The 26,545-nt window shown below is 44.8% G+C and carries 13 protein-coding genes; 3 read left to right on the forward strand and 10 right to left on the reverse strand.

Translation table 11 applies throughout. The features are described from left to right. Positions 1 to 10: 10 nt before the first annotated feature. Together ACLI1A_RS11415 and ACLI1A_RS11420 are read right to left on the reverse strand one after the other, a co-directional pair. On the reverse strand, positions 11 to 1,372 hold the full coding sequence (locus tag ACLI1A_RS11415) for a glycoside hydrolase family 105 protein (protein ID WP_411408787.1): 1,362 nt from the start codon (positions 1,370 to 1,372) through the stop codon (positions 11 to 13). Between the two features lie 33 nt (positions 1,373 to 1,405). Then, positions 1,406 to 4,255 carry a glycoside hydrolase family 2 protein gene (locus tag ACLI1A_RS11420; protein ID WP_411408788.1) on the reverse strand — a complete coding sequence of 950 codons (2,850 nt, stop codon included), beginning with the start codon at positions 4,253 to 4,255 and terminating at the stop codon, positions 1,406 to 1,408. Between the two features lie 298 nt (positions 4,256 to 4,553). On the opposite strand from ACLI1A_RS11420, the gene ACLI1A_RS11425 reads away from it, so the two are divergent. Then, positions 4,554 to 7,058 carry a glycosyl hydrolase 115 family protein gene (locus ACLI1A_RS11425; RefSeq protein ID WP_411408789.1) on the forward strand — a complete coding sequence of 835 codons (2,505 nt, stop codon included), beginning with the start codon at positions 4,554 to 4,556 and terminating at the stop codon, positions 7,056 to 7,058. Between the two features lie 68 nt (positions 7,059 to 7,126). Here the strand turns inward: ACLI1A_RS11425 and ACLI1A_RS11430 are convergent, their stop codons facing one another. From ACLI1A_RS11430 to ACLI1A_RS11465, 8 genes are all read right to left on the reverse strand, one after another. Further along, positions 7,127 to 9,439, reverse strand: coding sequence for a family 78 glycoside hydrolase catalytic domain (locus ACLI1A_RS11430; RefSeq protein WP_411408790.1), 2,313 nt, complete (start codon positions 9,437 to 9,439; stop codon positions 7,127 to 7,129). Positions 9,440 to 9,667: 228 nt separating this feature from the next. Continuing rightward, positions 9,668 to 11,743: a beta-galactosidase gene (locus ACLI1A_RS11435; RefSeq protein ID WP_411408791.1), complete on the reverse strand. Its 2,076-nt coding sequence runs from the start codon at positions 11,741 to 11,743 to the stop codon at positions 9,668 to 9,670. Positions 11,744 to 11,774: 31 nt separating this feature from the next. Beyond that, positions 11,775 to 13,319 carry a glycoside hydrolase family 28 protein gene (locus ACLI1A_RS11440; RefSeq protein ID WP_411408792.1) on the reverse strand — a complete coding sequence of 515 codons (1,545 nt, stop codon included), beginning with the start codon at positions 13,317 to 13,319 and terminating at the stop codon, positions 11,775 to 11,777. 4 nt (positions 13,320 to 13,323) lie between these two features. Further along, entirely contained in the window at positions 13,324 to 14,985 is a 1,662-nt protein-coding gene (locus tag ACLI1A_RS11445; RefSeq protein ID WP_411408793.1) for a glycoside hydrolase family 28 protein, read from the reverse strand. Between the two features lie 9 nt (positions 14,986 to 14,994). After that, on the reverse strand, positions 14,995 to 16,149 hold the full coding sequence (locus ACLI1A_RS11450) for a glycoside hydrolase family 105 protein (protein WP_411408794.1): 1,155 nt from the start codon (positions 16,147 to 16,149) through the stop codon (positions 14,995 to 14,997). Positions 16,150 to 16,167: 18 nt separating this feature from the next. Next, the gene (locus tag ACLI1A_RS11455; protein WP_411408795.1) at positions 16,168 to 18,306 is read right to left on the reverse strand and encodes a hypothetical protein; all 2,139 of its coding nucleotides are present in this window, start codon (positions 18,304 to 18,306) and stop codon (positions 16,168 to 16,170) included. Further along, positions 18,296 to 19,639, reverse strand: coding sequence for a glycoside hydrolase family 28 protein (locus tag ACLI1A_RS11460; protein ID WP_411408796.1), 1,344 nt, complete (start codon positions 19,637 to 19,639; stop codon positions 18,296 to 18,298). The genes ACLI1A_RS11455 and ACLI1A_RS11460 overlap by 11 nt, the downstream gene beginning before the upstream one ends. A 7-nt stretch (positions 19,640 to 19,646) precedes the next feature. Then, on the reverse strand, positions 19,647 to 20,945 hold the full coding sequence (locus tag ACLI1A_RS11465; RefSeq protein ID WP_411408797.1) for an acetylxylan esterase: 1,299 nt from the start codon (positions 20,943 to 20,945) through the stop codon (positions 19,647 to 19,649). Positions 20,946 to 21,375: 430 nt separating this feature from the next. Between ACLI1A_RS11465 and ACLI1A_RS11470 the strand changes: the two genes are divergently transcribed. Continuing rightward, the gene (locus ACLI1A_RS11470) at positions 21,376 to 24,456 is read left to right on the forward strand and encodes a SusC/RagA family TonB-linked outer membrane protein (RefSeq protein WP_411408798.1); all 3,081 of its coding nucleotides are present in this window, start codon (positions 21,376 to 21,378) and stop codon (positions 24,454 to 24,456) included. An 18-nt stretch (positions 24,457 to 24,474) separates the two neighbouring features. Then, complete coding sequence (locus tag ACLI1A_RS11475) at positions 24,475 to 26,442, forward strand: RagB/SusD family nutrient uptake outer membrane protein (protein ID WP_411408799.1); 1,968 nt, start codon at positions 24,475 to 24,477, stop codon at positions 26,440 to 26,442. Positions 26,443 to 26,545: the final 103 nt, after the last annotated feature.

Here is a 26,545-nt window from a genome sequence, read left to right on the forward strand (position 1 = left end):
TTTTAAAAAATTACTTCTGGTAATAATGTATGGCGCTGTCGTTAATTTTCATTCCGCTGGTTTTTACCAATTGAATAATCTCTGCACCAGCCATAATTACCGGCCCATAGCCATGAGCCGCCTTATTGTTTACCGGACGGAAGTAGTAAAACGCAGGGTCAAAGCCCATACCCGTACCCACACAGGTACCTTCTACTTCACCTTTATCATTTATCTTGGTGGAAACAGCATTCCAGCCCAATACAGCCATTGGCGCATAGGCTTCAGCGTTAAGCCAACCGTTGTTAACCCCTCTTGCTATACAGTAGGTATATATGGCTGTAGCCGAAGTTTCCAGGTAAGAATCGTTTCTGTCCAGTAATTGATGCCAAAACCCTGTAGCCGACTGGTAAGCCGCAAGTCCTTTAACATGGGCGCGGTACTGTGCCAATACATAGGCACGGTCAGGGTGATTTTCAGGCAGTATGTCAAGTAACTCAGTAGCGGTTAGTAAAGCCCAACCGTTTGCCCTGCCCCAATGGAATTGCGGGTGCGGCTCCATGCCTTCAATCCAGCCGTGCATATAAATACCTTTTTCGGTATTAAACATACGTGGCACAAACTGTTTAAACTGTTTTACGGCATCATCCATATATTTCTTTTCACCAGTGTACAGGCTTAGTTGTGCCAATGCAGGTATACCCATATACATATCATCCAGCCACAAGCTGTTTTTAAGGGGGCGTAGCCTTGCCAGTGTACCGTCTGAAAGGCGGTGCTCCTTATTACTGATAAAATCCGCAAAAATATCCAGCATTGGTTTTAAATCGCCGTTCACATTTTTAGACCTGATGCCTTTTATCATGGCAGCACAAATAGCGCCGCAATCGTCTAATGCATGCGGTTTTAAGAACGCTCCAAACGGTGCATCTCTCTGAGATAATTTACCACTTTCAACTGCTTTCTGTATAGCAGGCATCCAGGCAGCTATAAAATTAAAACGCTTACGAACGTATTCCGAATAACGCTTATCGCCCGTTACATCGGCCACACGAAGCATGGCTCCGTATGTAACGCCCCATTCGTAGCTGTTAAGGCGGTAATCCCCCATCTTAAGCGTTACGTTGTTGTCTATCGATTTGGTATTGGTATACTCGGCACCCGTCTTTTTATCCAGCATCATGGCAGGCGTAGCCTCATCAAGGTATGCAAACACGCGGTCGAGTAATGCCTTTACATCCTCCTGTTTAGGCACATCATAGGGCATGGTATAGTCGGGCTTTTGCAGGTGCAGTGGCGATGTGGCATCGCTGCCCTTACCGTTTACATACTGCTGCGCTGCCACCGGAAAACTCACGGCGCATACAAGTGGTAAAATGTATCTTGCTTTCATATTCTTTGTGGTTATAGCTATTGTTTAATGAGGTTAATCTGTGAGTATGTTTTCGGATGGCATTACGAACTGCTTCTCTTTATTATCAGGTTCCGGTGTACCGAAGTAGAAATAAAGGGTACGTTTTTTTGTACCGGTAAGTTTATTAAGTTCGCCTAACGGCCCCAGTTGATCCGTTTTATTGTTAATGTTGAATGCCAGCTTACTGCCTATAGGAGGTATGGCTTCAAGGAACGAAATATCACCCTTAGGCAACTCCGGTGACGGTACCGGGCCGGTAAGCCCATAAAAATCAAACAGGCGCACAAACAGGTTGTCCTGCTCTGTGCCTACTATAAACTTACCTTCGGCGGTATCCATTTGCAGCCAGGTAACATCGGCATAGTAGCCTTTAAATTCCGGGTAACCCCAAGAGTGTCCGGTTTCGGCATCGTTAATCAGGTTTTCCCAAACGTTGTGCGTAGTACCCTGTATGCGGTTTTTCCAAACACGGTACGGGCCTTTGCCCAGCCATTTGGCTGCGAACACATAGTTTTCAGGGTAGTTAAAGCTCACACCTGAATAAAAGAATTCCCCCTCGGCAGTGTATTCATACGAAAGTTCCAGCCAGCCGTTAGGATTCAATTTCCAGGTAACTTTTTTCATATCACCGGTATAGGTAGCCTCAACCACCTGTGCAGTACCGTCTTTATACGACCTGATGTTTTGCAGCGTAGCAGTACCCGAAACCAGTACAGGGCCATTGGCAAACGACATCTTTTTACCCTTTTCAGGTACCACAGCCGTAAGCAGGCCGTCCTTTTTACCGATGGTTACCACCATATCGTTCACCGAAAGCTCTATCCCGGCATCGGTATCTTTAGCCGTAACTTCCGATTGCTTTTCAGGCGATTTTATAAGGGTTTCAACAATATCTTTGTTCTTCTTTATTTTCCAGGTCCATGTGTACAGTTCGTTACCCTGCGGGTCTGTAGCACGAAGCAATAGCGCATCATAGCCTTTCCAGTCTTTTGGCAATGCCAGTTTTATTTCGCCTTTTTGTACCGGCTTTACGTTTGGCGCTTTTACGCTGCCTTTTTGCGAAGTAGTATAGCCGTACACACTGCTCTTCGGGCTTTCAAAATTCACCAGTTCCCACTGGAAGGTACACTGGTTAAGGTTGGTATAGTGGTAACGGTTTTCTACCGGTATGGTACCGTTAAACTTATCATCTATACCCGTCATGGTAATCTTCACCGGGCAGTATATCTCTTTAATAGCGTTGTAACTTCCCTCCTTTTCGCGGTGCGGGCCAAGCAGCCCGTCGGGAGCGTTGATGCCGTTGGTATCAATACGGTTGTCGCGGTCGGTACGGACAATGCCTTCATCCAGCAATGCCCAGATGAAACCGCCTGCACCGTGCTTGGTATTCCAGTGCAGTTCCCAGAAATCAGCCAGTGAAGCCGCACCGCCACCATCGTCCTGCGCATGCAGGAACTCAGTAGGCATGTAAATGTTTTTATCTTCAATGATCTGTTTGCTGCTGTAGTAGTTTTCGTAGTGGTTACAGTCGATGCCGCCAAAATCATTGCCCGGCTTGTGGTGGGCATGGATTACAGGGCGCGCCGAAAGGTCGTATTTGCCGTAATCATCATCAAGGTCAAAGTTATGCCCGCCCTCGTTACCATTGCTCCAGAATATGATAGACGGGTGATTGGCATCGCGTATTACCATTTCTTTTACCAACGGTATACCGGCGTGGGTGCTGTAGGCTTTTTGCCAGCCTGCAAGCTCATCTATAACATATAATCCTAATGAATCACAGTATTGCAGGAACGCCTTATCGGGTGGGTAATGTGAGCAACGTACGGCATTCATGTTCATGCCTTTGATAATCTGCACGTCGGAAAGGTCTATTTTCGCGTTGATGGTACGCCCTGTTTCCGGCCACCATACATGGCGGTTTACCCCTTTCATTTTTATTTTAACACCGTTTACATAAATACCGTCACCCTGGCGGACTTCAATAGTACGGAAGCCAAATTTATCATTGGTAGTATACACCGTCTTTCCACCCTGCTTCAGCGTAAAATATGCCGTATAAAGGTTGGGTGTTTCAGCAGTCCATTGCAGCGGGTTTTTCACGGCCAACTTTACCTGCTTCAGGGTATCACCTGTTGTTACGGCTACAGTACCCGAGCCAACTACCTTATTGTCTTTACCTTTTACTTCAACCAAAACTTCAGCAGCCTGTTGCACGCCTTCAAGGTGAATGTTTGCTGTAAAAGCGCCGTCGGCTTTGGCGTCAATGGCCGTCCATTCTATATGTGATTGCGGAACGGCTTCAAGGTACACGGGACGGAAAATCCCTCCGAAAATCCAATAATCCGCAAGCCTTTCAGCATTGTTTACCGAAGCATCGGCCGACATTTTAGATACTGTTATTTCGAGCTTGTTTTCCTTGCCAAATTTGATTTTATCGGTAATGTTATATTTAAAGCGGTAGAACGATCCCTGGTGCACTGCCCCGGCAACTTGTCCGTTTACCTTTACTTCGGTATCGGTCATAGAGCCTTCAAAAACAATGTTTACCTGCTGTCCTTTCCAGCTATCGGGTACGGTAAAACTATGCCTGTAAATTCCCTTTTCATCATTAAAGCGAAAGTTTTTGCCGTAGGTTACATAGTCGCGTCCGTAGTTGTAAGCACCAAACCCCTGCTGTTCCCAATGCCCCGGCACTTGTATCTTGCCCCATTTGCCCGAATTTCGGCCTCCGGTTACCCAAAAGTCCCATGCTACGGTATGCTCGTTATCGGTTCCTGAAAGGTATTGCAGTTGTTTCGACTGGGAAAATACCTGCATACTTACTATACCGACAACTATAAGGCAAAAGATTTTACACATCAGATAAAATTTATAATATCCTGCTAATCTAAAACGTTTGCGCTAAACTACTGTCATGAACTGTCCTGTAAAACACACCATAAACACATAAAATTATGTAAATCAAACACTTTACATTTTAAAATTTACAATATTTTCATACACAGTAGTGAGTACTTACTTCTTATTCTTTTACCCTAAGCAGGTAAGGGCAGGTTACCCAACTAACAAAAAAACTGTAACATTGCTCATTAGATACACACCCCGAAAGCTGCTTTGATATAATTCTAAATTTTATTTGATTAAAACCAAAGTATTTATGTGTATTAAAAAAACATTTTGTTTACTGCTTATCGGCTTATTCACCGTTACCGCATCTTGGGCTAAAGACGCCCCGCTGGTATGGTTTAACGGAAAAAAGCCGGTTACCTATTCATTACAGCAGCCCACACCGGCGGTAGTAAAAACCGCTATCGGGATGTTTACCGATGACCTGAAGCTTGTTACGGACATACTGCCACAACACGCTCCTGAAAAGTCGGCTACCATCCGTATAATGTTGCTGGATGCAAAAAATGCAGCCGGGCTGCGCTCGCTTGGCGTACCCACAGACAGCCTTACCACCAGGGTCGATGCATTCTTTATAAAAGTGGTAAAGAACCAGATACTGGTTGTGGGCAGCGATGCCCGCGGCACTGCTTACGGTATACTGGAACTTTCGCGCCTGGCCGGTGTATCGCCGTGGGTGTGGTGGGCTGATGCGTATCCCGCCAAAAAAACGCAGCTTACCATTGCCGCTGATTATAGGAGTTTCCAGTACCCGTCTGTGGCCTATCGTGGTATTTTTATTAACGACGAAGACTGGTCGCTGCAACCCTGGAGCTGGAAGCATTTTGACCCACAGGGCAAAGACGGCCTTATTTCGGGTAAAACCTATAAGGAGGTCTTTAAGCTGCTGATGAGGCTGCGCGCCAATGCTATATGGCCGGGTATGCACGGGGCTACCGTGCCGTTTTATTTTGCCCCGGGTGCCAAGGAAGCTGCCAACGAATGCGGTATAGTGATAGGTACGTCACACTGCGAACCCCTGATGCGCAACAACGTAGGCGAATGGGATGAACATGTACGCGGGCATTTCAACTTTATAGACAACCACGATGCCGTGATTAATTACTGGTCTGAGCGCCTTAAGGAAGTGCAGGGGCTGGAAAACTATTACACCATAGGCATGCGTGGCGTGCACGACGGCGAAATGGAAGGCGTACATACCCTACAGGAAAAAACCGCCGCACTGCAAAAGGTGATTTACGAGCAGCGTGAACTTCTTACCAAATACATTAATAAGGACGTTACAAAAATCCCGCAGCAGTTTGTGCCGTATAAGGAAGTACTTGCTATTTATGAAAACGGCCTGAACGTACCCGATGATATTACCCTTACCTGGTGCGACGATAACTACGGTTATATGACCCGCCTTAGCGACAGCCAACAGCAAAAACGCAGCGGTGGCGCCGGGGTGTACTACCACCTGAGCTACTGGGGCCGCCCGCACGATTACCTTTGGCTAACCACCACACAGCCGGGACTTATTTACAACGAAATGAGCGAAGCCTACAACCACAACGCACGCCGTTTGTGGATTGTAAACGTACACGACCTGAAGCCTGCCGCTTACGACCTGGAATTTTTCCTGGATTTGGCATGGGATTTTAAATCGTTTACGCCGTCTACTATCAATAAGCACAGGGAAAACTGGCTTAAGCGCGAATTTGGCGAGAAAGCAACCCAAAAGCTGGTACCGGCCATGCAGGAATTTTACCGCCTGTGTGGTATACGCCGACCTGAGTTTATGGGCTGGAGCCGCGTGGAGGAAGACAAGCAAAAATATCCTAAAGGCTGGACCCCTGTTATAAACTCAGAATTCAGTATTACAGAATTTGGAGGGGAGCTGGACCGATACCTTGCCGATTATGAAAACATAAAAAAGCTGGTTACTGAAGCCGAAAAAGATATAGACCCTACGCGTAAGGATGCGTTTTTCATTACGGTGAAATACCCGGTATACTGCGCATCTGCTATGGCGGCTAAGTGGCTGGAAGCGCAACGTGCCAATACCATTGCGGCTACAATCCATGAAAGTGAATGGGCTAAAAACACAAGCCTTATAAACGCCTGTATCAGCAGCCGTAATGCATACAACGAAATTGTACAGCTTACCAATTATTATAACAACACACTATCGGGCGGGAAATGGAAACACTCCATGAGTTACAACCCAAGGGATTTACATGTTTTTGCCGAGCCAAAACTTCCGTTGCCGGAAACCGCGACCGCCAATACAAAACCTGTTACCAAAATGGCGCCTGCCCCACTTGCTACCGATGGTATTATTGCAAAAAATGCCAAAGACTACAGCAAAAGTACCGGGAATGTGCAGGTAATACAATCTTTGGGACACAGTATGAATGCGGTTTCCATACCGAAGGGTGGTTCACTTACGTTTGAGTTTGACAGCACGGTTGATGGCGATGCCGTATTGCGTACTGCCGTTATCCCTACACAACCGAACGATAAGGGGGACATACGCTTTAGCGTAAAAATAGATAACGAAGAACCTCAGGTATGTTCGTTTAAGGAACCTTTCCGTAGTGAGGTGTGGAAAAATAATGTACTGCGCGGGCAGGCTGTACGCGAAACGAAACACAAGCTTACCAAAGGGAAACACATCCTTACCATAACTGCACTGGATAACCACATTGTGGCCGACCAGTGGATGATTGATTTTAAACCCGAACGTAAGTTTTACGTATTCCCTGTAAAATAGAGGTTAGCACATACACAAAAAGCGATTGGAAAATTCCAATCGCTTTTTGTGTATAAGCCTTTCTTAAATTAACCTTCGAAATGATGTGTACCTGAATTTACCTGTTTCGTTTTTCCATCAGGTAAAATTACTGTAGCCGTACTGCCTTTCGGTATGGTAACATTAAGCATCAGCTTACCGGCATTAAGTTTCCAGTCCACGGCTATTTTGCCATTAGGGCAATCGTAGCTTGCTTTACACCAGGTAAGCCCGCCGCCCGGTACTGGCTTAATTACAATATTTTTATAACCCGGCGAACCCAACTGAATACCTGCAATGTTTTGGTACATCCAGTCGCCAATAGCTCCATAGGCATAGTGGTTAAAACTGTTCATATACGTAGTCTGGAAAGAGCCGTCTGTCTTAATCCCATCCCAGCGTTCCCATATGGTCGTCGCACCCATTTTTACAGGATACAACCAGCTTGGAAACGTATCCTGCAACAATAATGTATAGGCCAAATCGGTATACCCAAAACGTGACAATACATGGCACAAATATGGCGTACCTAAAAATCCGGTGGTAAGGTGGTCTTTATAGTTATGGATGTTATCGGCAAGGTATTTTGCAGCTGCTGCACGGTTGGCTTCGGGCAGCATATCAAACTGCAATGCCAGTACATAAGCCGTTTGAGTATCGCTAAGCAGGCGGCCGCTTCCGGTGATGTACTCATGCCTGTACGCTTCCTTGATTTTCTCTAAAAGTGAAGTGTAGAAAGCTATATCATCCTTTTTATTAAGCACCGTTGCGGCGTTAATAAGCAGCTGTGTACTGTGGGCATAAAAACACTGTGCAATTTCCTGCTTGTTTGTAATGGCATCGGTACCGTCGTCATGTGGGTCGCGGTAGCTTAGCCAGTCGCCAAAATGCCATGAAGTATTCCACAGGTTATTATTACTTCCTTTTCGCATAAACTCTACCCAGGCTTTCATCGATGGATACTGGGTTTCCAAAATTTGTTTATTACCATACACCTCATAAAGCGTCCATGGAATGATGGTAGAAGAATCAGCCCAACCTGCTGAACCACCTGCTCCATTTAACACATCTGGGATAACGTGCGGTAGCGAACCATTCGGCTGCTGGTCCAGGGCAAGGTCTGCCAGCCAGTGCGAAAGGTATTGGTTTACATCATAGTTAAATGCGGCGGTACGGCTAAACACCTGCGCATCGCCTGTCCAGCCCAGGCGTTCGTCGCGCTGCGGGCAGTCAGTAGGAATACAAAGGAAGTTACCTCGCTGCCCCCACACAATGTTTTGCTGCAACTTATTCAGCATGGGGTTGCTGCATTCAAAAGTACCCGTTGGTTTCATATCGGCATAGAGCGCAACGGCAGTAAAATCGTCAGGATTAATAGTCCCATGTACACCTGTTACCTTTACATAACGGAACCCGAAATAGGTAAAGTGCGGTTCATACAACTGTTTTTTACCCGTTAAAATATAGGTAGCCTTTACTTTGGCCGTCCTCATATTATCCATATAAAAGTTGCCGGCCTTATCCAGTACTTCGGCGTGTAATAAATTAATGGTATCGCTTTTTCTACCGCCGGCATTTACTACAACCCACCCCACTAGGTTTTGTCCGAAATCAAGCACCATTTCACCTTTTGGGGTTGTAATAACCTTAATAGGTTTAAAGGTTTCGTGTTTAGTAACGTGTACACTGGTATCGGCAACCAGCTTATCGTAGCCTGTGTTTGCTATAGTAACGGGTTTATCGCATACAATGCTTTTATTACCGTCTACAATTTCACCGTGGTTAATGCTGTTAGCTCCTACAGGGCCCGTACCGCATTTCCATGATGCATCTGTTCCGATGATTTCCTTTTTACCATCGGTATACGTTATTTCAAGCTGGGCAAGGAGTGCAAGTTCCTTTCCGTAAAAGTCATGCATCTCAAATCCAAAGACACCTCGATACCACCCGTTACCTACCGAAACCGTGAGAGAATTATCCCCTTTTTTTAGCATATTGGTTACATCATACGTTTGGTACTCCAGGCGCTTGTTGTAATCCGTCCACCCCGGCGTAAGATAAGCATTGCCCACACGCTTATCGCCTATAGAAGCTTCATAAAGCCCATGGGCGGTGATATGGATTATAGCGCTCTTAACCTTTTTAGCACATGAAAAGTTCTTTTGGAAATACTGTGCAGGTTTAGCTATAGTATCTTCGGCATAGCCTATAGTTATCCATTGGGCTTTCCATTGCAAAGGTTGCTGGTCCTGCTCTTTATCCTTAGTATGCAAAGAATTCAGGCTGGCAGTATTGGCATATGATGTTTTAGCACTGAGCAATAGCAAAGCGTATAAAGCAAAAATTTTAATCGGTGTTTTCATTTGGTTTACATGTTACATTCAGAATAATTACTGTTTAAACTAAAAACAGAAAATGCTATAATAATTGTAAGAACAATCACTATAGCATTCTCAAAATTATGGCTTTTAATGCCTAAGCAACCATACCAAAACGTTCCATTTTTTATTCAAATTGTATCAATAGTCCTCTTTTTAAGGAGCTGACTAACTACGTTGAACGAATAAATTTCATTGCTTACTTTATAGCTGTTATTTCAGTTTCCAAACCAAAACATCGGCTGTGTTAAGGGTAGTTTTTCCTATCAGGATTTCAGTGCCTCTTGGCAGTTTCATTTCATAAGGTTTATCCGCATAGTTTAGTGCAATACCAAAACCGTCGCGGTACTCTACAATCACACCTGGAGGGTAGTGCTCTACCGGAATGTTCAGCTGACCGTACAGTTTTTGCATTACAGCCTGCTCAAGTTCGCCGGTATTACTGTCAGGCCCCACGTAGGTTACCGAGCCCTTACCTGCCTTACGGAAGGTTACCGCTGCTTTACCCGCATAAAAATCACCGGCATAGGTTGCCCAGGTTTGTGTATTACCAGTCGGTTTCAGCACATCGCCCCAGCTTGTCCATGCATAACTGTTAGTACCCATTTCCACATTATCCGATGCATGAGGCTTCAACAGGTCATAAAATTCTATTTCAGCACCAATAAGCGGCCATATCGGTTCAGCATGCTTTGCTTCCCAAAGGTGCCCCTGCTCATCCTGGTGACCGGTGCGGGTAGAAAGCACCAGATTTCCGCCCTTGCTTACATAATCGGTAAGCTTGGCAATAAGCTTGCGGCTCATCTGCTGGTAAGCAGGCAATACAATTACCGGATATTGGGCAAAATCAGTAGAATCACGAATAAAATCCACCGGTGCCCCCATACCTTTAAGCGCTTTGTAATACTTAAGCACGTGGGCTTCGGTATCCCAAACTACCGTTTGCTTGTTTTGGTTAATTGCTATAGTATTATCCGGGTCGTAGAGGATTGCCGTTTTACGCTTCAGGTAATCTACAGGAAGCGGGGCTTTGCTTTTATTTTTACGCAGCAGCTTAATGTCTTTTATATATTGTTCAAATTCAAGCCCGCCACGTGTTGGGGTTACGCCGTCGGTACCTATAATACCTGCATGATACTGCTCATAACCGTAAATAGGTGCACGGAAACGATACGTACAGGTAAGCTTACTGCCCCCGGCAAATACATGCCATAGCCACAGGCGTACGGCTCCCGGTATGGGTTGTGAGTTGATACTGCCCCAGTTTACCTGACCGGGCTGCAATTCCATAACGCCGTAATTTGGCGAAAGCGGCCTGAAATAATCATTAGCCATGGCAATACGCGAATACTCGCCTACGCGGTAGCCTTTTGGCCCTGTTCCATTATGTTCGCCATATACCATATAACGGGTATAGGTTACAAAATCGAGCTGCTTACTATTGCCAATATAGCGCGATTCATAATTCGGGATGTAGTTTGAGGTAATCCACTGCTTAGGGGTAGAATACTTACGGATTTCCTTAGCCGAAAGATCCAAGAAATTAGCGGTTTCTTCGTCACAAAAACGGCTGTGATCCAATCTTTGGTAAAGGTTCATCCCCCACTGGCTGTGCTGCGGTATATTTATCTGTTCGAAATCAGTATAGGTATTACTCCAAAAATTAGTACCCCACGATTTGTTAAGGGCATCGATATTCTTGTATTTGTTTTTCAGCCAGGCACGGAAACGTTTTTCGGCATCCTTGCCATAGTCTACATTGCTTGCCGGTTCGTTATCCAGCTGCCACCCTATAATACGGTCGTCCTTACCGTAATGCCTAGCCAGTTCGGCAATCATCTTCATTGAATAGGTACGATAAATTTCACTCGAAAAAGACGCATGCTGACGCGACCCATGATCCATAAGAGTACCGTCTTCGCGCATCTTCAATATGTCCGGGTGCTTGCGCGTAAGCCATACCGGCGGCGTAGCAGTAGAGGTACACATAATTACCTTAAGCTTGTATTTGGCTGCCAAAGCCACTGCCCTGTCCAGCCACGCAAAATCGTATTTACCTTCCTCGGGTTCCAGCTGTGCCCATGCAAACTCTGCAAAGTGGGTAAACTCAAAGCCCATTTCACTCATTTTCTTGAAATCACGCTCCCATTGCACTTCATCCCAATGCTCAGGGTAATAATACGCCCCCGTAATGGTAAGGTCGCTTTCGGGGAAGTACACCGGCTTTTTTTGGGCAACGGCATTCAATATAAAGCCTGCCACAAATAAAAAACTAAAAATTTTCTTCATTTTGGTTATAGCGTTTGTGTGTAATTTACACTTACAATTTTAAGCTTTTTATCGCTTTAATATCCTTATCCTTCAGTTTATTTATTCTGTGGATGGTAAAATTAGTTACATTTTTCAGCTCAAAGACTGGTACACCCGGAAGGGTTTCCGCCTTAATATCAATGAGTTCTACACCTTTTACATCCTCCAAGATAAACGCCGGGCGGTAGTCGGCTTCGTCAAATTCCAGCGTAATATTATGCATCCTGACGTTCTTTGCATGCCGAATGTAAAACCCATAAGCAGGTATCTGCCCAAACTCCTGCGGATCAGGATATGAGTTTTCCTTTTCCGGAACCACAGTTTTAGCCTGCTCTTTGGTACCGCCACCTTTTACCTTAATGTAAATATTGGAAAAAACAACATCCTCCACATCATGCCCCGGTATGCCCATGAGCATAGAACCGTATTGCGGATTATTGGCGGTAACCACCACACTGTCTATGAGCACACGCTTTAAGCTGCCTATTTTGGCATCGGCAGGACCACGCATACGGCTGCCCAGCCTCAGGAAGAACGGAGCATTCAGTACGTCTTCCATCACCACGTTAGATACCGTAATGTTTTCCAGCACCGACCCGTCTACTGTTTCCAATGCCAACCCTCGGCAATGCTTAAAAACACAATTACTTATTGTTATGTTCCTGAAATCGCCGTTACTTTCCGTTCCCAACTTTATCCTTCCGGTTACCACGCCCTTATCGGGTGCGGCCTTTTGTGTCTGTTGGAATGTACCGTCCAGAAAAGTACCCTCATCAAAACCATACACCTGGCAATTAGTTATGGTCACATTCTCGGTTGGTGCGGCGCAACCCAAAGCATACGAAGCCTTAAGCACCAGTGCATCATCGTTAGGTGAGTTCAGCGCGCAATCAGACACCCGTACATTACGGCAACAGTCGATGTCTATGGCATCGCGGTTGGTGTCTATCATCAGGTTGTTTATGGTAAGGTTGTCCACGCCTGTAGCCAATATGGCAAAATGCCCTCCATGCAGTACACTGAAATCACGCAGGGTTACGTTTCGGCATTTTTTTAAGGCAATAGATTTGTTGCCCAAACCCGGTTTGGCATTGCCCCACTTTTGCAGCCCTTTGCCATAGATACGCCCGAAACCCGTAATGGCAATATTCTCAAGGTTTTCGCCCCAAATGAGGCTGTTGTGAAAATGGCTGTGGCCAAAGTCCTGGTACTTTAAAGAATCGCCCCAAACGTTTGGTTCAGGGTCATCATACTTTCCGGGATGCTCGTCCATATTGGCGGCAATGAGCGTTGCCCCGGCTGCAAGATGCAGGGTAATATTGCTCTTAAGGCGAATGGAAAAGCTCAGGTAATTCCCCGCCGGGAGCACCACCGTACCACCACCAGCATCGGCAGCAGAAGTAATCGCCTTGTTTATGGCATCGGTATCCAGTGTTTTGCCATCACCTTTAGCGCCAAAATCCCTTACGTTATATTCCGTAAGGGATTTGGCAGGTGATTGCCCATAGGTAAAATGGGTACATACTATAATGAGTATGGTGAATAAAGCCCTCATACGCTTACTTTACCGATAGCTTTACAACCGACTTTTTCACGTCTTTTGCCGTTTTCAGCTTATCTTTGCCCAAAGGTGATTTTATAGTAATATTCGCCGACCTGCTGCCTTCTACTTCAAAAGCCGTAGCGGTGGCAGTATCGGTTTCAAAACCTTCAACCTGAACATTCTTTACATTTTTAAGCTTCAGCGCAGGCCCTTGCGCTACCATAATCTTGATGTTTTTTAGGTTAATATTTTCAGATTCTACTAACTCTGCGCCTTTTTTGGCTGTAATAATAATATCCTGAACGTTTATATTATCGATAGGCATTTCGGGCAGGCCGTTAAAGAACATCGCCCTCCCTGCCTGGCTGCATACTACATTTTTAATGTAGATGTTCCTGAATATCGGCGTGGTTTCATCTACGGCAGGCATTACTTCAGTTTTGGATGCCTTCTCACCATCCTCTAAAGTCTCCACCGCCGATTTACCACCATAATACAGGTCGAATAATAGCGGTTCGGTAACTATATCAAACATACTGATGTTCGATACATAGATGTTTTCTACCACACCTCCCCTGCCGCGCTTGCTCTTAAAACGCAGGCCTACATCGGTCCCGAGGAACTGGCAGTTAGTTACAGAAATATTTTTTACTCCGCCACTCATTTCGCTGCCTACCACAAAACCGCCGTGGCCTTTAAATACGGTACAGTTGTCTACAATTACATTTTCGCACGCAAAATTACGCCTGCGCCCGTCCTCATCCTTACCTGATTTTATACAAATACCGTCATCGCCGGCATCAAAAGTGCTATTGATAATCAGGGCATTCTTGCAGGATTCTAAATCCAATGCATCACCGTTTTGTGCATACGGTGGGTTGCGAGCCTTAACACCTTCTATGATAATATTCTCGCACATCAGCGGGTGCAGGTTCCATGCCGGTGAATTCTGGAAGATAACGCCTTGCAGCAGTACATTCTTGCAGCTTTGCAAGCTTACCATAACCGGGCGCAGGAAATCACGTATGGCAGCCCACTCGGCATCTGTTTTCAGGTTTCGGGGTATATTCATATCGCTAATAGAATCACCGCGTTTAAACTGCGCCGATGGCATCCAGTAATCCGCGCGTTTAAATACACCACCTTTGGAAGTAGCTTCTTTCCAGAAACGCTCCGAAACCTTATCCTTTTTCAACGCACGCCAGTATTGGCCGTTACCATCTATAGCACCGTTGCCTGTTATAGCAATGTTGGTTTGCCCCTTAGCCCATATAGGCGACTGGCATCGGCGCGAATCCAGCCCTTCAAACGAGGTTTCAACAATAGGATACAGATTTTTATCGGGAGAAAAAAGGATTACCGCCCCAGCCAGTAAATGCAGGTTGATATTGCTTTTTAAAACTATAGGCCCGGTAAACCATACCCCCGGAGGTACTATAAGTTTGCCGCCTCCCTTAGCCGAAAGCCCGTCAATAGCTTTGGCAAATGCCTGTGTATTCAGTGTAATGCCGTCGCCTACGCCACCAAAATCCTTTATGGAAACTTCCCTGTCCGGGAACGTTGGCGGGGTTACCACCGGCATGCTGAACGGCAGGTTTTTATACAGGTAATCACATTGGTTTTGTGCCGCCGCTAAAAACACTGTGCATAACAACAGCAGTAAAAAAGTTTTTTTCATAATGTGGTTTTATTTTCCAAGCTCCAGGCAGCCCATAATAAAGGGGCCTGTAGCCTTGGCATCGTTATCGCGTATGCGTTCGTTTACATAATATTCAAAACTGCCGTCCCTGTACGGGGTACCGCCAAGCCCCGCCACAGCGCAGCATTTGGTAAGGGTCAGCGTACCATCGGCATTCTTTACAATCAGGTTTTTCATCAGGCCGTCGTAGGCTTTCTCGGCTACTTTTTTGTATTTGGCATCAATGTAGCCTTTGTTGACCGCCTTAGCGTAACCGTACATACACATAGACGACACCGAAGCCTCAAGGTAGTTGGCCGGCTGCGTGCCTTTATCCACCACCTGGTACCAAAGGCCGGTTTTGTCCTGATAGCGCGGCAATACTTCTGCAAGTTGCTGTACCAGTTGTATAAGTTCCTGCCTTTTGGGGTGGTTTTGCGGAATATAATCCAGCGTATCTACCAGCGCCATGTACCACCAGCCGATGCTGCGCCCCCAAAAGTTAGGTGATTGCCCTGTTTCGGGATTGGCCCATTTCTGGGTTTTGCTCTCATCCCAGGCATGGTAATACAAGCCCGTTTTGGCATCATACGTATGTTTGGCACACACCAAAAACTGGTTGATAACATCATCGAAAAACTCGGGTTTGTTGAACTCAGCGGCATACTGCGCAAGGAAAGGCGACCCCATATACAGCCCGTCCAGCCATATCTGGTGCTGGTAAATGAGCTTGTGCCAAAACACGCCCTCATGGGTACGGGGCTGGTTTTTAAGCTGTTTTACCAGCCGGTCCATAGCCAGCTTGTACTTTTCATTTTTAGTTTGTTTATAGACATCAAACAGTACCTTGCCCGAATTTACGTAATCTATATTATATGTTTCCACCTCATACAGGTGGATTTCGCCTTTATCGTTAATAATGCTGTCCGTCCATTTTTGCACATAATCAAAATACTTACGGTCGCCGGTTTGTTTCCAGACTTTTAACATGGCAAGGCACCCCAATCCCTGCGAATATCCAAAATACAGGCGGCTGCCGTGATCCAGCTGCCATGCCTGCGGGAAGCGTTTCATCTCTGAATCGGCAAATTTTATGGCTGTCTTTTGAGCCGACACGGGGACGGATATAAATACGGCCAGCAACAATAAAAAATATCTTTTCATAAGGTTTTGATTTGATAATTACGGCATCGGTTTTAGCCCTTCCCACTGCACCTCCCAGGTACCGTCTTTCGGGAAACCGGGATTGTTTGCCGTGTTTCCGTCCCAACCGGCGCACATCATGGAAATTGCAGTAAGCAGCCCGCCGTTGCCCGGCAGGTATACACGCAGGCGTTCGTCTTGGTAGTTATGTCCGTTAGGCAGATAGGTATTGGTACGTTTATCCATTAAAAGTGCTCCCACAGCCTTATCGGGCTGTCCCAGGCGGGCGGCATCCATAGCCACCATAGGGAAATCCCAGCCCCAGGTTTCATCCCAGTTCCAGTTATCCCAAATCCAGCCAAGTGTCTTTTTCATGGTTTCCGGCTTCAGTAGGCGGTTTTGCGGCAGTATGCCCACAGCACCAAGCACGGCTGGGTGGTCTGATGTGAAACGGATATCGGTATACGTATTCAGTGCATCCTCAGATGCCAGGTACAGCCCGTCTTTTTCCTTAAGCGAAGAAAGCTTGCTGATGATAACATCCCACTCAGGGTTGCGTTTTTGGCCCATACGCTCGCGCCATTGCTGGGCTACGTTAAGCGCATAATGCCAGTACGAAAGCTCAAACGGAGGGTTTACGGTTTCACTTGCGCGAAGGGTTTCCTGCGCCGCGATAATGCCCTTTAGTACATAACGGTCTTTCTCCTTATCGTAGGTGGCAAACGACGCCATGAACTCAGCAGTTTCCTGGACCAGTGCGTTGTATTTTTGCAGCACTTCCTTAGTAGGCTTATCGCGGTAAATGAGTTCTACCATATAAATATAGTGTGGCTGCTGCCAAATAAGGAACGACCCTACCCCCGATGGTGCTTCTTCGGCAGTGGGGTCGGTCATTTTCATCCAGCGGAGCCCTTTAAACCCCTGCCTTTTGGCAATGCTCCTGGCTATAGGGGCTGCCTGTGTGTACCAGTCCATACTGCGTTCCAGCAATTCGGGGCGATTCCACAGGGCAAAATGGGCAGCATGCCACCAGTGCATTTCCAGGTGGAACTTGCCGAACCAACTATTGTACGTTAAACCGGTTTCCTGCGGTGGATATTTTCCCGCGCATTGTACTGCCATAAGGTATTGCGAGAGCACCACGCGGCGTTCCAGTTCTTTCGCCCTTGGGTCGGTAGCTTTAGAGAAATCTACCGCAGCGCCTTTTTCCCAGAAATTGTTCCAATAAGCAGCTGATTGCTTAAAGGTTTCCTTAGCCGAATTTTTGACTGTAGCCGGAGCCTTTTCTGTAAATTCGCAGGTAAAGGAAAAATCTTCGCTCTGTGGTGTCAGTGTAAAAAAATGCGCTTCTCGTGTATCAAGTTTTGCTTTGCCTTCATAACGAACCGTAACATAATAAACAGTGGCATCAAGCGTGCGTTTCAGTACAAATGAATTTTTATCCTGGGCAACCAATAACGTTTGGTGCTTGTTTGGTGTTCCCCACTCGGTAGCGTCATCGGTATGCTTGCCTGTGGGATATGGAAAACGGAAATTAATCTTCAGTTGTTTTTTGCCGATTAAAGCTGACTTGATTGTAAAACCTATTTGATCCTTATCCTGGTGCGCGGCCGTTTTAACCGAAACTGGGATACCGTCTACTGTATAATTACTCTCAATAACCCCATTCCATAAATCCTGTACCTGATGAATGTTTTTAATATCTTCAACTGCGATATGATGCTGCCCGTCGGGCTTGGTCAACTCAAGACCAATATACCCCAGGTGCAGGCGGTGGGCATTGGCACGCAAATAATTGGATGCATCCTGCTGGCGTCCGGGTTCTTTAAACTGCACGGAATACGGTTCTTCCCAACCGCGGAAGTTATAATTTTTAAGCGCTTCTTCGGGCTTATAGTTTTCAGTATTGGGGTAACTGTGCCAGCCCCATTGCGACTGCGTGCCCAGTGGTACACCCTCGGCATACAATTCGGGGAAGGTTTGCAGCCCCGTGGCATCTACGGTATAAGCAAAGTTACCATTACCTACTGTTAATGATGAATGTTTGTCAAACTGTTGTATGTGTGGGCTGTTGCGTTCTACCAGTGCGTGGCGGTCTATCTTTGCCTTTTGTGCCACGCACGGCAGGGATATGGCCAGCAAGCTGATGTAAAGCGCCCGTGTAATCTTATTTATCATAACCACGTTTTGTACCTTCTTCAAGTTTTTTATAGGTAATATCTACTTTTTTTATCTTCACGTTTTTAATACTTTGTGCTTTATCCAGTTGCCCTTTCGCGGAATTAATAACAATGTTTTCAAACGTAAAGTCTTTCAGCTGGTACTTATCCGATTCGGCAATATCAAAGCCTACCGGGCAGTCCAGCTTTATGTTTTTCATCGTAACATTCTGGCAGTACGACATCAGCGGTTCCGTACGTCCCTTCAGGTCAAAGAACTGTGTCCAGGGCTTCACGCTGATAAGGCTGCCTGCATCGCCGGTAATATCCTGTACGGTGATGTACTCGTACAGCTGCGGGGTATCGGGGCGCATTTTCAGGTGCAGTGTTTTCTCTGCCTGGTGCAGCTTGCAACGCCTGAACAGTATATTATAGTTGTGTATGGATTCGCTGCCGCAGGTAAGTGCACTGTGGCAGAAACCGTATTCGTTATCCTCTATAAGTATGTTGCGGTTTTCGCCGTTGTTTGCATCTTTATCAGAGTACGGGCCTTTACCGCCTTTAAGCGCCACGGCATCATCGTTGACTGACATGTAGCAGTTCTTTATCAGGAAATTGGTACACACATCTATGTCCACCGCATCGGTACTCGGGGCTTTTACCGGGGCTTTAGGCGATGTAATACGCAGGTTGAGCAGCTTCACATTTTCGCACTTATAGAAATGCGTCGTCCAGAAGGGCGAATCTTTCAGGTGTAAACCTGATACCTGTACATTTTTACTGTTTGAGATATAAATAAGGCGCGGACGCATTTCGTCTTTATTTGTACACTTAGGGTTCCAGTTGCGGCGCAGCCAGAAGGCTTTCCAGTAACGCAGGCCGTTGCCGTTTATGGTACCTTCACCAGAAACGGTAAAACCATCTACCCCATCAGCATTTACAAGTGCGGGGAAATATTTACAGGTTTCGCCCTCTATACGGGTTTCGATCACCGGGAAATCGCTGATGTCGTCGCTTCCCTTTAGCACCGCACCCTTTTCCAGGTAAAGGTGTGTACCCTGCTTAAAGAATACAGAACCCGTTACATAAGTTCCTGCGGGGATAACCACCAAACCTCCGCCCTGCTCCGCAGCCTTGTCGATAACCGCCTGTATTTTTTCAGTCTGTACAATGGTACTGTCGGCAGCAACACCGTAGTCGGTTATTTTATATTGTTTGCCAAGTGTACTGATGTTTACGGCATCTGTTTTGCGGAACCATTCGGGTATGGGCGACCCGTCCGGAAATTTATCCTGCGCATAAGATGCCGTAAACGCCAGCAACAATAATACTTTAAAAAAAGAAAATTTCATTATCCGTTTATTTTAGTTGTGTTTTTATCCAGGCCAGTACAGCTCTCTTGGTAGTATCAGACGACCAATGCTCGTTAATAGGGGTTACAAGTAATTCCCTTTTACAAGTAAGAGAGTTATATGCAGCATACGTTGTAGTAGGTGGGCAAACATCATCGTTAAACCCAAAAGTCATAAACGTAGGGACTTTTATATTTTTGGCAAAGTTCACCACATCGTAGTATTCCAGTGTTTTTATTATTTCGGGCTTGTCCAATCCTGTAACTTTATTGAACATGTGGGGGTAACCGCCTGCACGGCCGTGCAGATATCCCACCATATCGCTAAGTGCCGGGTAACTTGAAGCGCACACTGTAACCCTGGAATCCAGCCCGGCTGTTACCAGTGCAAGTGCTCCGCCCTGGCTACCTCCCTGGGCTATTATGTTTTTACCATCCCATTCGGGTAAAGAAATAAGATAGTCAATGGCCCGTACACAAGACAGGTACACTTTTTTCATATAATAGCGGTCGCGGTCATCAATACCGTTTACCAAGTACCCATTTTCAGGACTACTAAATGAATTGGCTATTTCTTTGTAGGTTTTAGCGTCAAGATCGGGGCGTATACCATGAATTTCCGTTTCAAGGCGTATCATGCCTTCTTCGGCATAAAATAATCCTTTTGCAGGGTCTACAGGGTGGATGCCTGCTCCGGGAGGGGTAAATACTACCGGGTACTTTCCTTCTTTCTTAGGCATGGTTAGATAGCCGTATATATTTAGCCCCTCTTTGTAAGCCTGTATTTTTACCAGATAGCAGTTCACCTTATCATTAGAATATTCGGGTACAAAGCTTTTCTCTACATTCATAGGGCACAAAGCGGCTTCTGCTTTGGCTTGTTTCCAAAATTCATTAAAGTCAGAAGGATATTTAGTATAGGGCTGTATCTTCTCAGGGTCAAAGCCTACTTTAATATGGTGGGTGTAGGTTTGCCCGCCTATTTCAGCAGTAAGCCTGCAATCGGTAAAGCCGGGTGCATTCATTGTACCCAATGATAATTCTGCTTTACCGTCTTTTAATTTTAACTTGCCTTCCTTTACTGCAGGTAACAGCTCAGGTCCTATACTGTATTTCACCTCTGCATCATAGGGCATTCCATAGCGGTATAACTGAATGGTTATTTTGGCTTCTTCTTTTACTTTATATATCCAGTCTTTTTTTGAAGGGGTTGTTACCCAAAGTACATCGGTTTGATAAGGGTAGTTTTGTGCCTGTAAAGCAACTGTAGTAAGCAGCAAAAACAACAATATAAAGTACTTTTTCATAATTGATAATGAAGAATGGTTATTGCTTCAAAATGAAATAATCTATAAAATTCGTTTCATTTTTTAAACGAAAGAAAATTATAGTATAAAATTTTAACCAAATTTAAAATTTTGCCTTGTAAGTGGTATCCTGTACTCTCTTGTATGAATACTTTCAGGAAACTAAAAAACAAGCAAAAAATCTCCGTAAATGGAGTTCTCTTCCATCCGGTTAAAAAAAATTGCCTCATTTGTTAAAGATACGTTAACGAAAACGTTATATTAAAAAACCTTAGTATTTACTGGATTCTCAGGATGATTTAATATTTACAAACTAACTAAAACGTTGTAATTTTTTTAGGATGGCAGGATAGTACAGGATAACCAGCCTTAAGCAAAGACTAATTTTACTGTGAAATTTGAAAATAAAGCTGTAAAAAATTATTAACTTATGAAAAAAACTTACCAAACTTTTTTATTAAGATTCCTGGTAGTACTTTTTGCAATGATGCCTGCAATGATGTTTGCACAGGGAAAAGTCATTGAAGGAACAGTACAGGACAGCAACGGTACTGTACCGGGTGCTAATATTGTGGTTAAAGGAACCACCAGGAGTACACAAACCGACCTTGACGGTAAATTCAGCATTGAAGCCACAAAAGGCGAAGTACTGGTAATATCTTTTGTGGGAATGGAAACAAAAGAAATTACCGTTACAGACCAAGCAAATTATTCAATAACTCTTAGCTCTGCCACCGAGGAACTGGAAGAAGTGGTAGTAATAGGTTACGGACAAAAGAAAAAATCAGACGTAACCGGTTCCATTGTAAGTTTAAACTCAAAAGACCTTAAATCAAGGCCGGTAAACAATGCTCTTGAAGCCATGCAGGGCAAAGCTGCGGGTGTAGACATTACATCGAGCCAGCGTCCGGGTACATTGGGTAGTGTTAACATACGTGGCGTACGCTCACTTAGTGCCAGCAACAGTCCGCTGTATGTTGTAGACGGTATTCCACTTATCTCGGGTGGTATAGAAAACATTAACCCTCTTGACATAGAGTCAATAGACATTCTTAAAGATGCTTCTGCAACAGCCATCTACGGTTCAAGGGGAGCAAACGGTGTTGTAATCGTTACTACAAAACAAGGAAAGTCAGGCAGGTTTAGCATCAGCCTTAACTACTCTTCTACAATAGAAAAGCTGGTAGACCTTGCCCCAAACATGAATGCATCTGACTATATTACTTTCAGACGTTGGGCTAAATACTATCAGGATCCAAACGTTTTCCCACGTGGTGATATGCCTACAATAGAAAACGACCAGGCTATTTTCTTTGCCTCTCAGGATCCGTATGCATGGGCTAACATAGAAAAAGGCTGGGAAGGCGGTACATGGGATGGTTCTAAAGTAACATCGCGTGACTGGACAGACTATGTAACACAAACCGGTATTACTAACCAGTACTCATTAAACGTTAGTGGTGGTTCAGATAAAATTAAATCTTTTGGATCATTTGGTTACCTTGACAACAAAGGTACTGTTGTAGGTCAGGCATACTCACGCTATACCGGTAAAGTAAGCGTAGATATAAAACCTACAGAGTGGTTTGAGCTTGGTGCTACCATGAATGCAAGCTATGCTGTACAACAATACGGACAGTCGCTTTCAGGACGCAGTGGCCTTGTAAACTCAGACAACCTATATGATGCTGCAAAAGCAATTTATGCTTACGCCGTACCATACGATGACGATGGTAACAGGATTCAGTTTCCTGGTGGAGATGATGCGGTAAGGACTGTAATAGACGAAAGAAAATACTCTAACGACGAGCGCGTTAACACACGTATCTTCTCTAGCTTCTTCTCTCAGATAGATTTTGGTGGCTTTACCGATGCTCTTAAAGGTCTTAAATACAGGGTAAACTTCGGTCCGGACATGTCGTTTAACCGTAATGGTCTATATCTTGATGGTCTTTCAGTTATCCGAAGCGGTAACAGCTATGCATCGCTTTACAAAGATCAAACCATGTCTTATACGTTAGATCACCTGCTACTTTACAACAGGCAGTTTGGTAAACACAACCTAGACCTTACAGGACTAATGAGTGAAACCAAATACAGGTTTGAATCAAATACAATGTCGGCTAACAATATTCCTTACTCAGACCAATTATGGAATGCTCTTACATCGGCAAACGTTACCCTTGCAGGCTATGGATCTGCACTTACCGAAAGGCAGTTACTTTCGTACATGGGACGTGTAAACTATACCTATGACGATAAGTATAACTTTACTGCTTCGGGTCGTTATGATGGTGCATCACAGCTTGCCGAAGGCAACAAATGGGCATTTTTCCCAAGTGCTGCTGCCAGCTGGACACTAAGCAAAGAAAGTTTCCTTTCAAACACCCAATGGATAAACAACCTGGGCTTAAGGCTGGGTGTAGGTGTTGTGGGTAACTCTGCAATAGACCCTTATGCTACAAAAGGTGCTTTGAGCTCAATAATTTACCCTCAGGGAAGTACATTAGTATCGGGTAACCTTCCGTCATTAACACTGGCTAACCAGGATCTTTCATGGGAACGTACCACATCTTACAACCTGGGTATCGACTTTTCATTCTTTAAAACAAGGGTAAGCGGTGCAATCGATTTCTACAAGTCTAAAACAAATGACCTGTTACTACTACAACAACTAAATACAGTAAGTGGTTATAACAATACATGGGCAAACGTAGGTGCTACAAAAAGTTCGGGGATAGATCTTACACTTAACACAGTTAACGTAGACACCGGAAAATTCCAGTGGACCAGTACTTTTAACGGATCAATTCAGACTAACGAAATCACACAGCTTCAAAACGGTGTACAGGAAGACCTGGTAAACAACTGGTTTGTAGGAGAACAACTGGGTGTTATCTACGGTTATAAATCAGACGGTATATGGAAACCTGAAGATGCAGAAGAAATGGCACTGTTTAATGCAAACGGGAATTCATTTGAAGCCGGACAAACAAGGCCAAAAGACTTAAACGGTGATAATAAAATTGATGCTAACAACGACCGTACGGTTATAGGCAGTACATTACCAAAATATGTTGTAGGTCTTACAAATAACATAAAATATGGTAACTTTGATTTTAGCATATTCCTATACGGAAGACTTGATTACCTGTATGATACAGGCGGCGAGCACCAAGGCGGACGCTTTAACCAAAGGCAAATAAACTATTACACAGAGACAAACCAAAACTCTGAATGGCAACGTCCGGAATATACTGCCGGTACTGCCGACCCTTACTACCAGTCATTGGGTTATAAAGACGGTTCGTTCATAAAAATCAGGAACATATCATTAGGATATACTTTCCCTAAAAAAATTACTGATAAATTAAAAATCAGTGGACTGAGAATTTATATGCAGGCTTTAAACCCGGGTACTATCTACTCTAAAGTAGACTGGGTAGACCTAGATGTTAGGGCTCGCTACTTTAACAGAGGCTTTGTAACAGGTATAAACTTCGACCTATAAACCCAAAAAAATTGAATTATGAAATTTGTTAATAGAAAACTGATAAGTATAAACGTCCTTGCCTTTATGATTGCTATGGGAAGCCTGCAATCATGCCATCAGGATTTTCTTGATGAAGAACTTACAACTTCAAGAAACAATGACTATTATAAAACTGAAGCTGGTGTTATAGCATTGGCAAACGGTATGTACCAGCGTACACTGGCATTGCCATTCTCTGATGAGCTGCAATATACCACCACAAATTATGGTACGGATGAATTTGCCATAGGTGGCGATGACAGTAACGGTACATGGAACAAATACAATGGAAGCTTTCAGTCAATTATACCTTTAATCAACTCAAATACCATTGGCGCCGAACGTCAGTGGGACTGGGCATATACAACCATAGGTATGACTAACCTGCTGATAAAAAGCGCTACAGACATTACCTCAACAAACCCGGCTGTAAAAGAAACAGCTATGGGCGAAGGGTACTTCTTCCGTGCTTTTGTATACCTGCGCCTTGTAACCCAGTATGGCGGCGTACCGCTAAAAATAACAGCGTCTTCTACACCGGAAAACGAGTTTACACGTGCTACTGCAGCCGAAGTATACGAGCAAGTTATAGCAGATTTAAACCAGGCAATTACACTACTGCCTGCATCGGGCTATCCGGCAAAAGTTACAAAAGATGCTGCAAAACATTACCTTGCCAAAGCATACCTGTACCGCGCCAGTGAAATAAACGACTCTTGGAACGGTACTACCAAGCAGGCCGACCTTACACAATGTAAAGCTCTGTGTGACGAAGTTATAGCTAACCACCCGCTTGCAACTAACTATGGCGATTTATGGACTTTTGCTGCAGCTGATGGTGCCAGCGAATCACTACCTGAAATTATTCTTTCGGCACAGTTTACAGATGATATTACAATGACATCAGGAAACTGTACCCACCTGTACTACACTTCTAAGTATGATGACCTTCCGATGATGAAGCGCGACCTTACCGGTATGCGTCCTTTCTCTCGCCTTGCGCCTACATATTTTACCTATGAAGTATTTGACGGCATAAACGATTCACGTTTCTGGAAGAGTTTCCGTACCAAGCATAGGCTGAACAATGCCTCGGGCGGTTATTATGCTAACGGAGACCTTGGCCTTATGTATATTAATAATCCTAAAGGTGATGCCACTTACGCACAAAGAAAATACAACAACCTTATTGTAGACGTAAATTCATCAACAAGCAAAACAATACCGAGTGTATACGTAGTGCACAACACAAACAACGAATCGATGCTTACAGAGCCTCGTTTCCCTTCTCTGTCAAAATTTTTCGACGCTTCCAGGGTGGGTGTAAACGATACAAAAGGTTTCCGTGATGCCATACTTGCACGTTCTGCTGATACTTACCTTATGGCAGCCGAAGCCGAAGCCAGGCTGGCTTCAATAGGTGGTGGCGGTTCTTATGCTACAGCACTTAACTATATTAATACTGTACGCGCCAGGGCAGCATTTAAATCAGGCGAAGACCGTGCTGCTTATAAAGACGGTGGCGCTGCTTATGTAGTTTCAACTTCAGGACAAAACCCTGACATCAATTCGTACATGACCAAAAACTCATACTATGAATCTACACACATAGCTGTAACTACCGATGCTACCAGCTTAACGATTTCAGACCTTGGTAACCTGCCACAGGAAGACCAGGATATTATAAATACCCTTGGCGTAACCGGAGAATATGGCCGTATGCTGTGCCTTATCCTTAATGAGCGCACAAGGGAACTATGTGGCGAAATGCACCGTTGGACTGACCTTTCACGCACCAAAACTTTGGTAGCACGTGCACAGGCATACAATCCTACAGCTGCACCAAACATTCAGGATAAGCATAACCTGAGGCCAATACCACAAACCTTCCTTGACCTTAACTTTACAGGTGGAAGGCCGCTTACAGCCGAAGAAAAGCAGGCTATGCAAAACCCTGGTTACTAATACTCATAAAAAAATCAGGTTACTTAGTTAATAAATTTGGGTTTGTTTATTCACTTTCACTACACAGGCATAAGCCTGTGTAGTGCTTTTATACCAATCCGAT

Source organism: Flavobacterium sp. RHBU_3, from assembly GCF_046613565.1.
In the GTDB taxonomy this organism is placed as follows: Bacteria; Bacteroidota; Bacteroidia; order Flavobacteriales; family Flavobacteriaceae; genus Flavobacterium.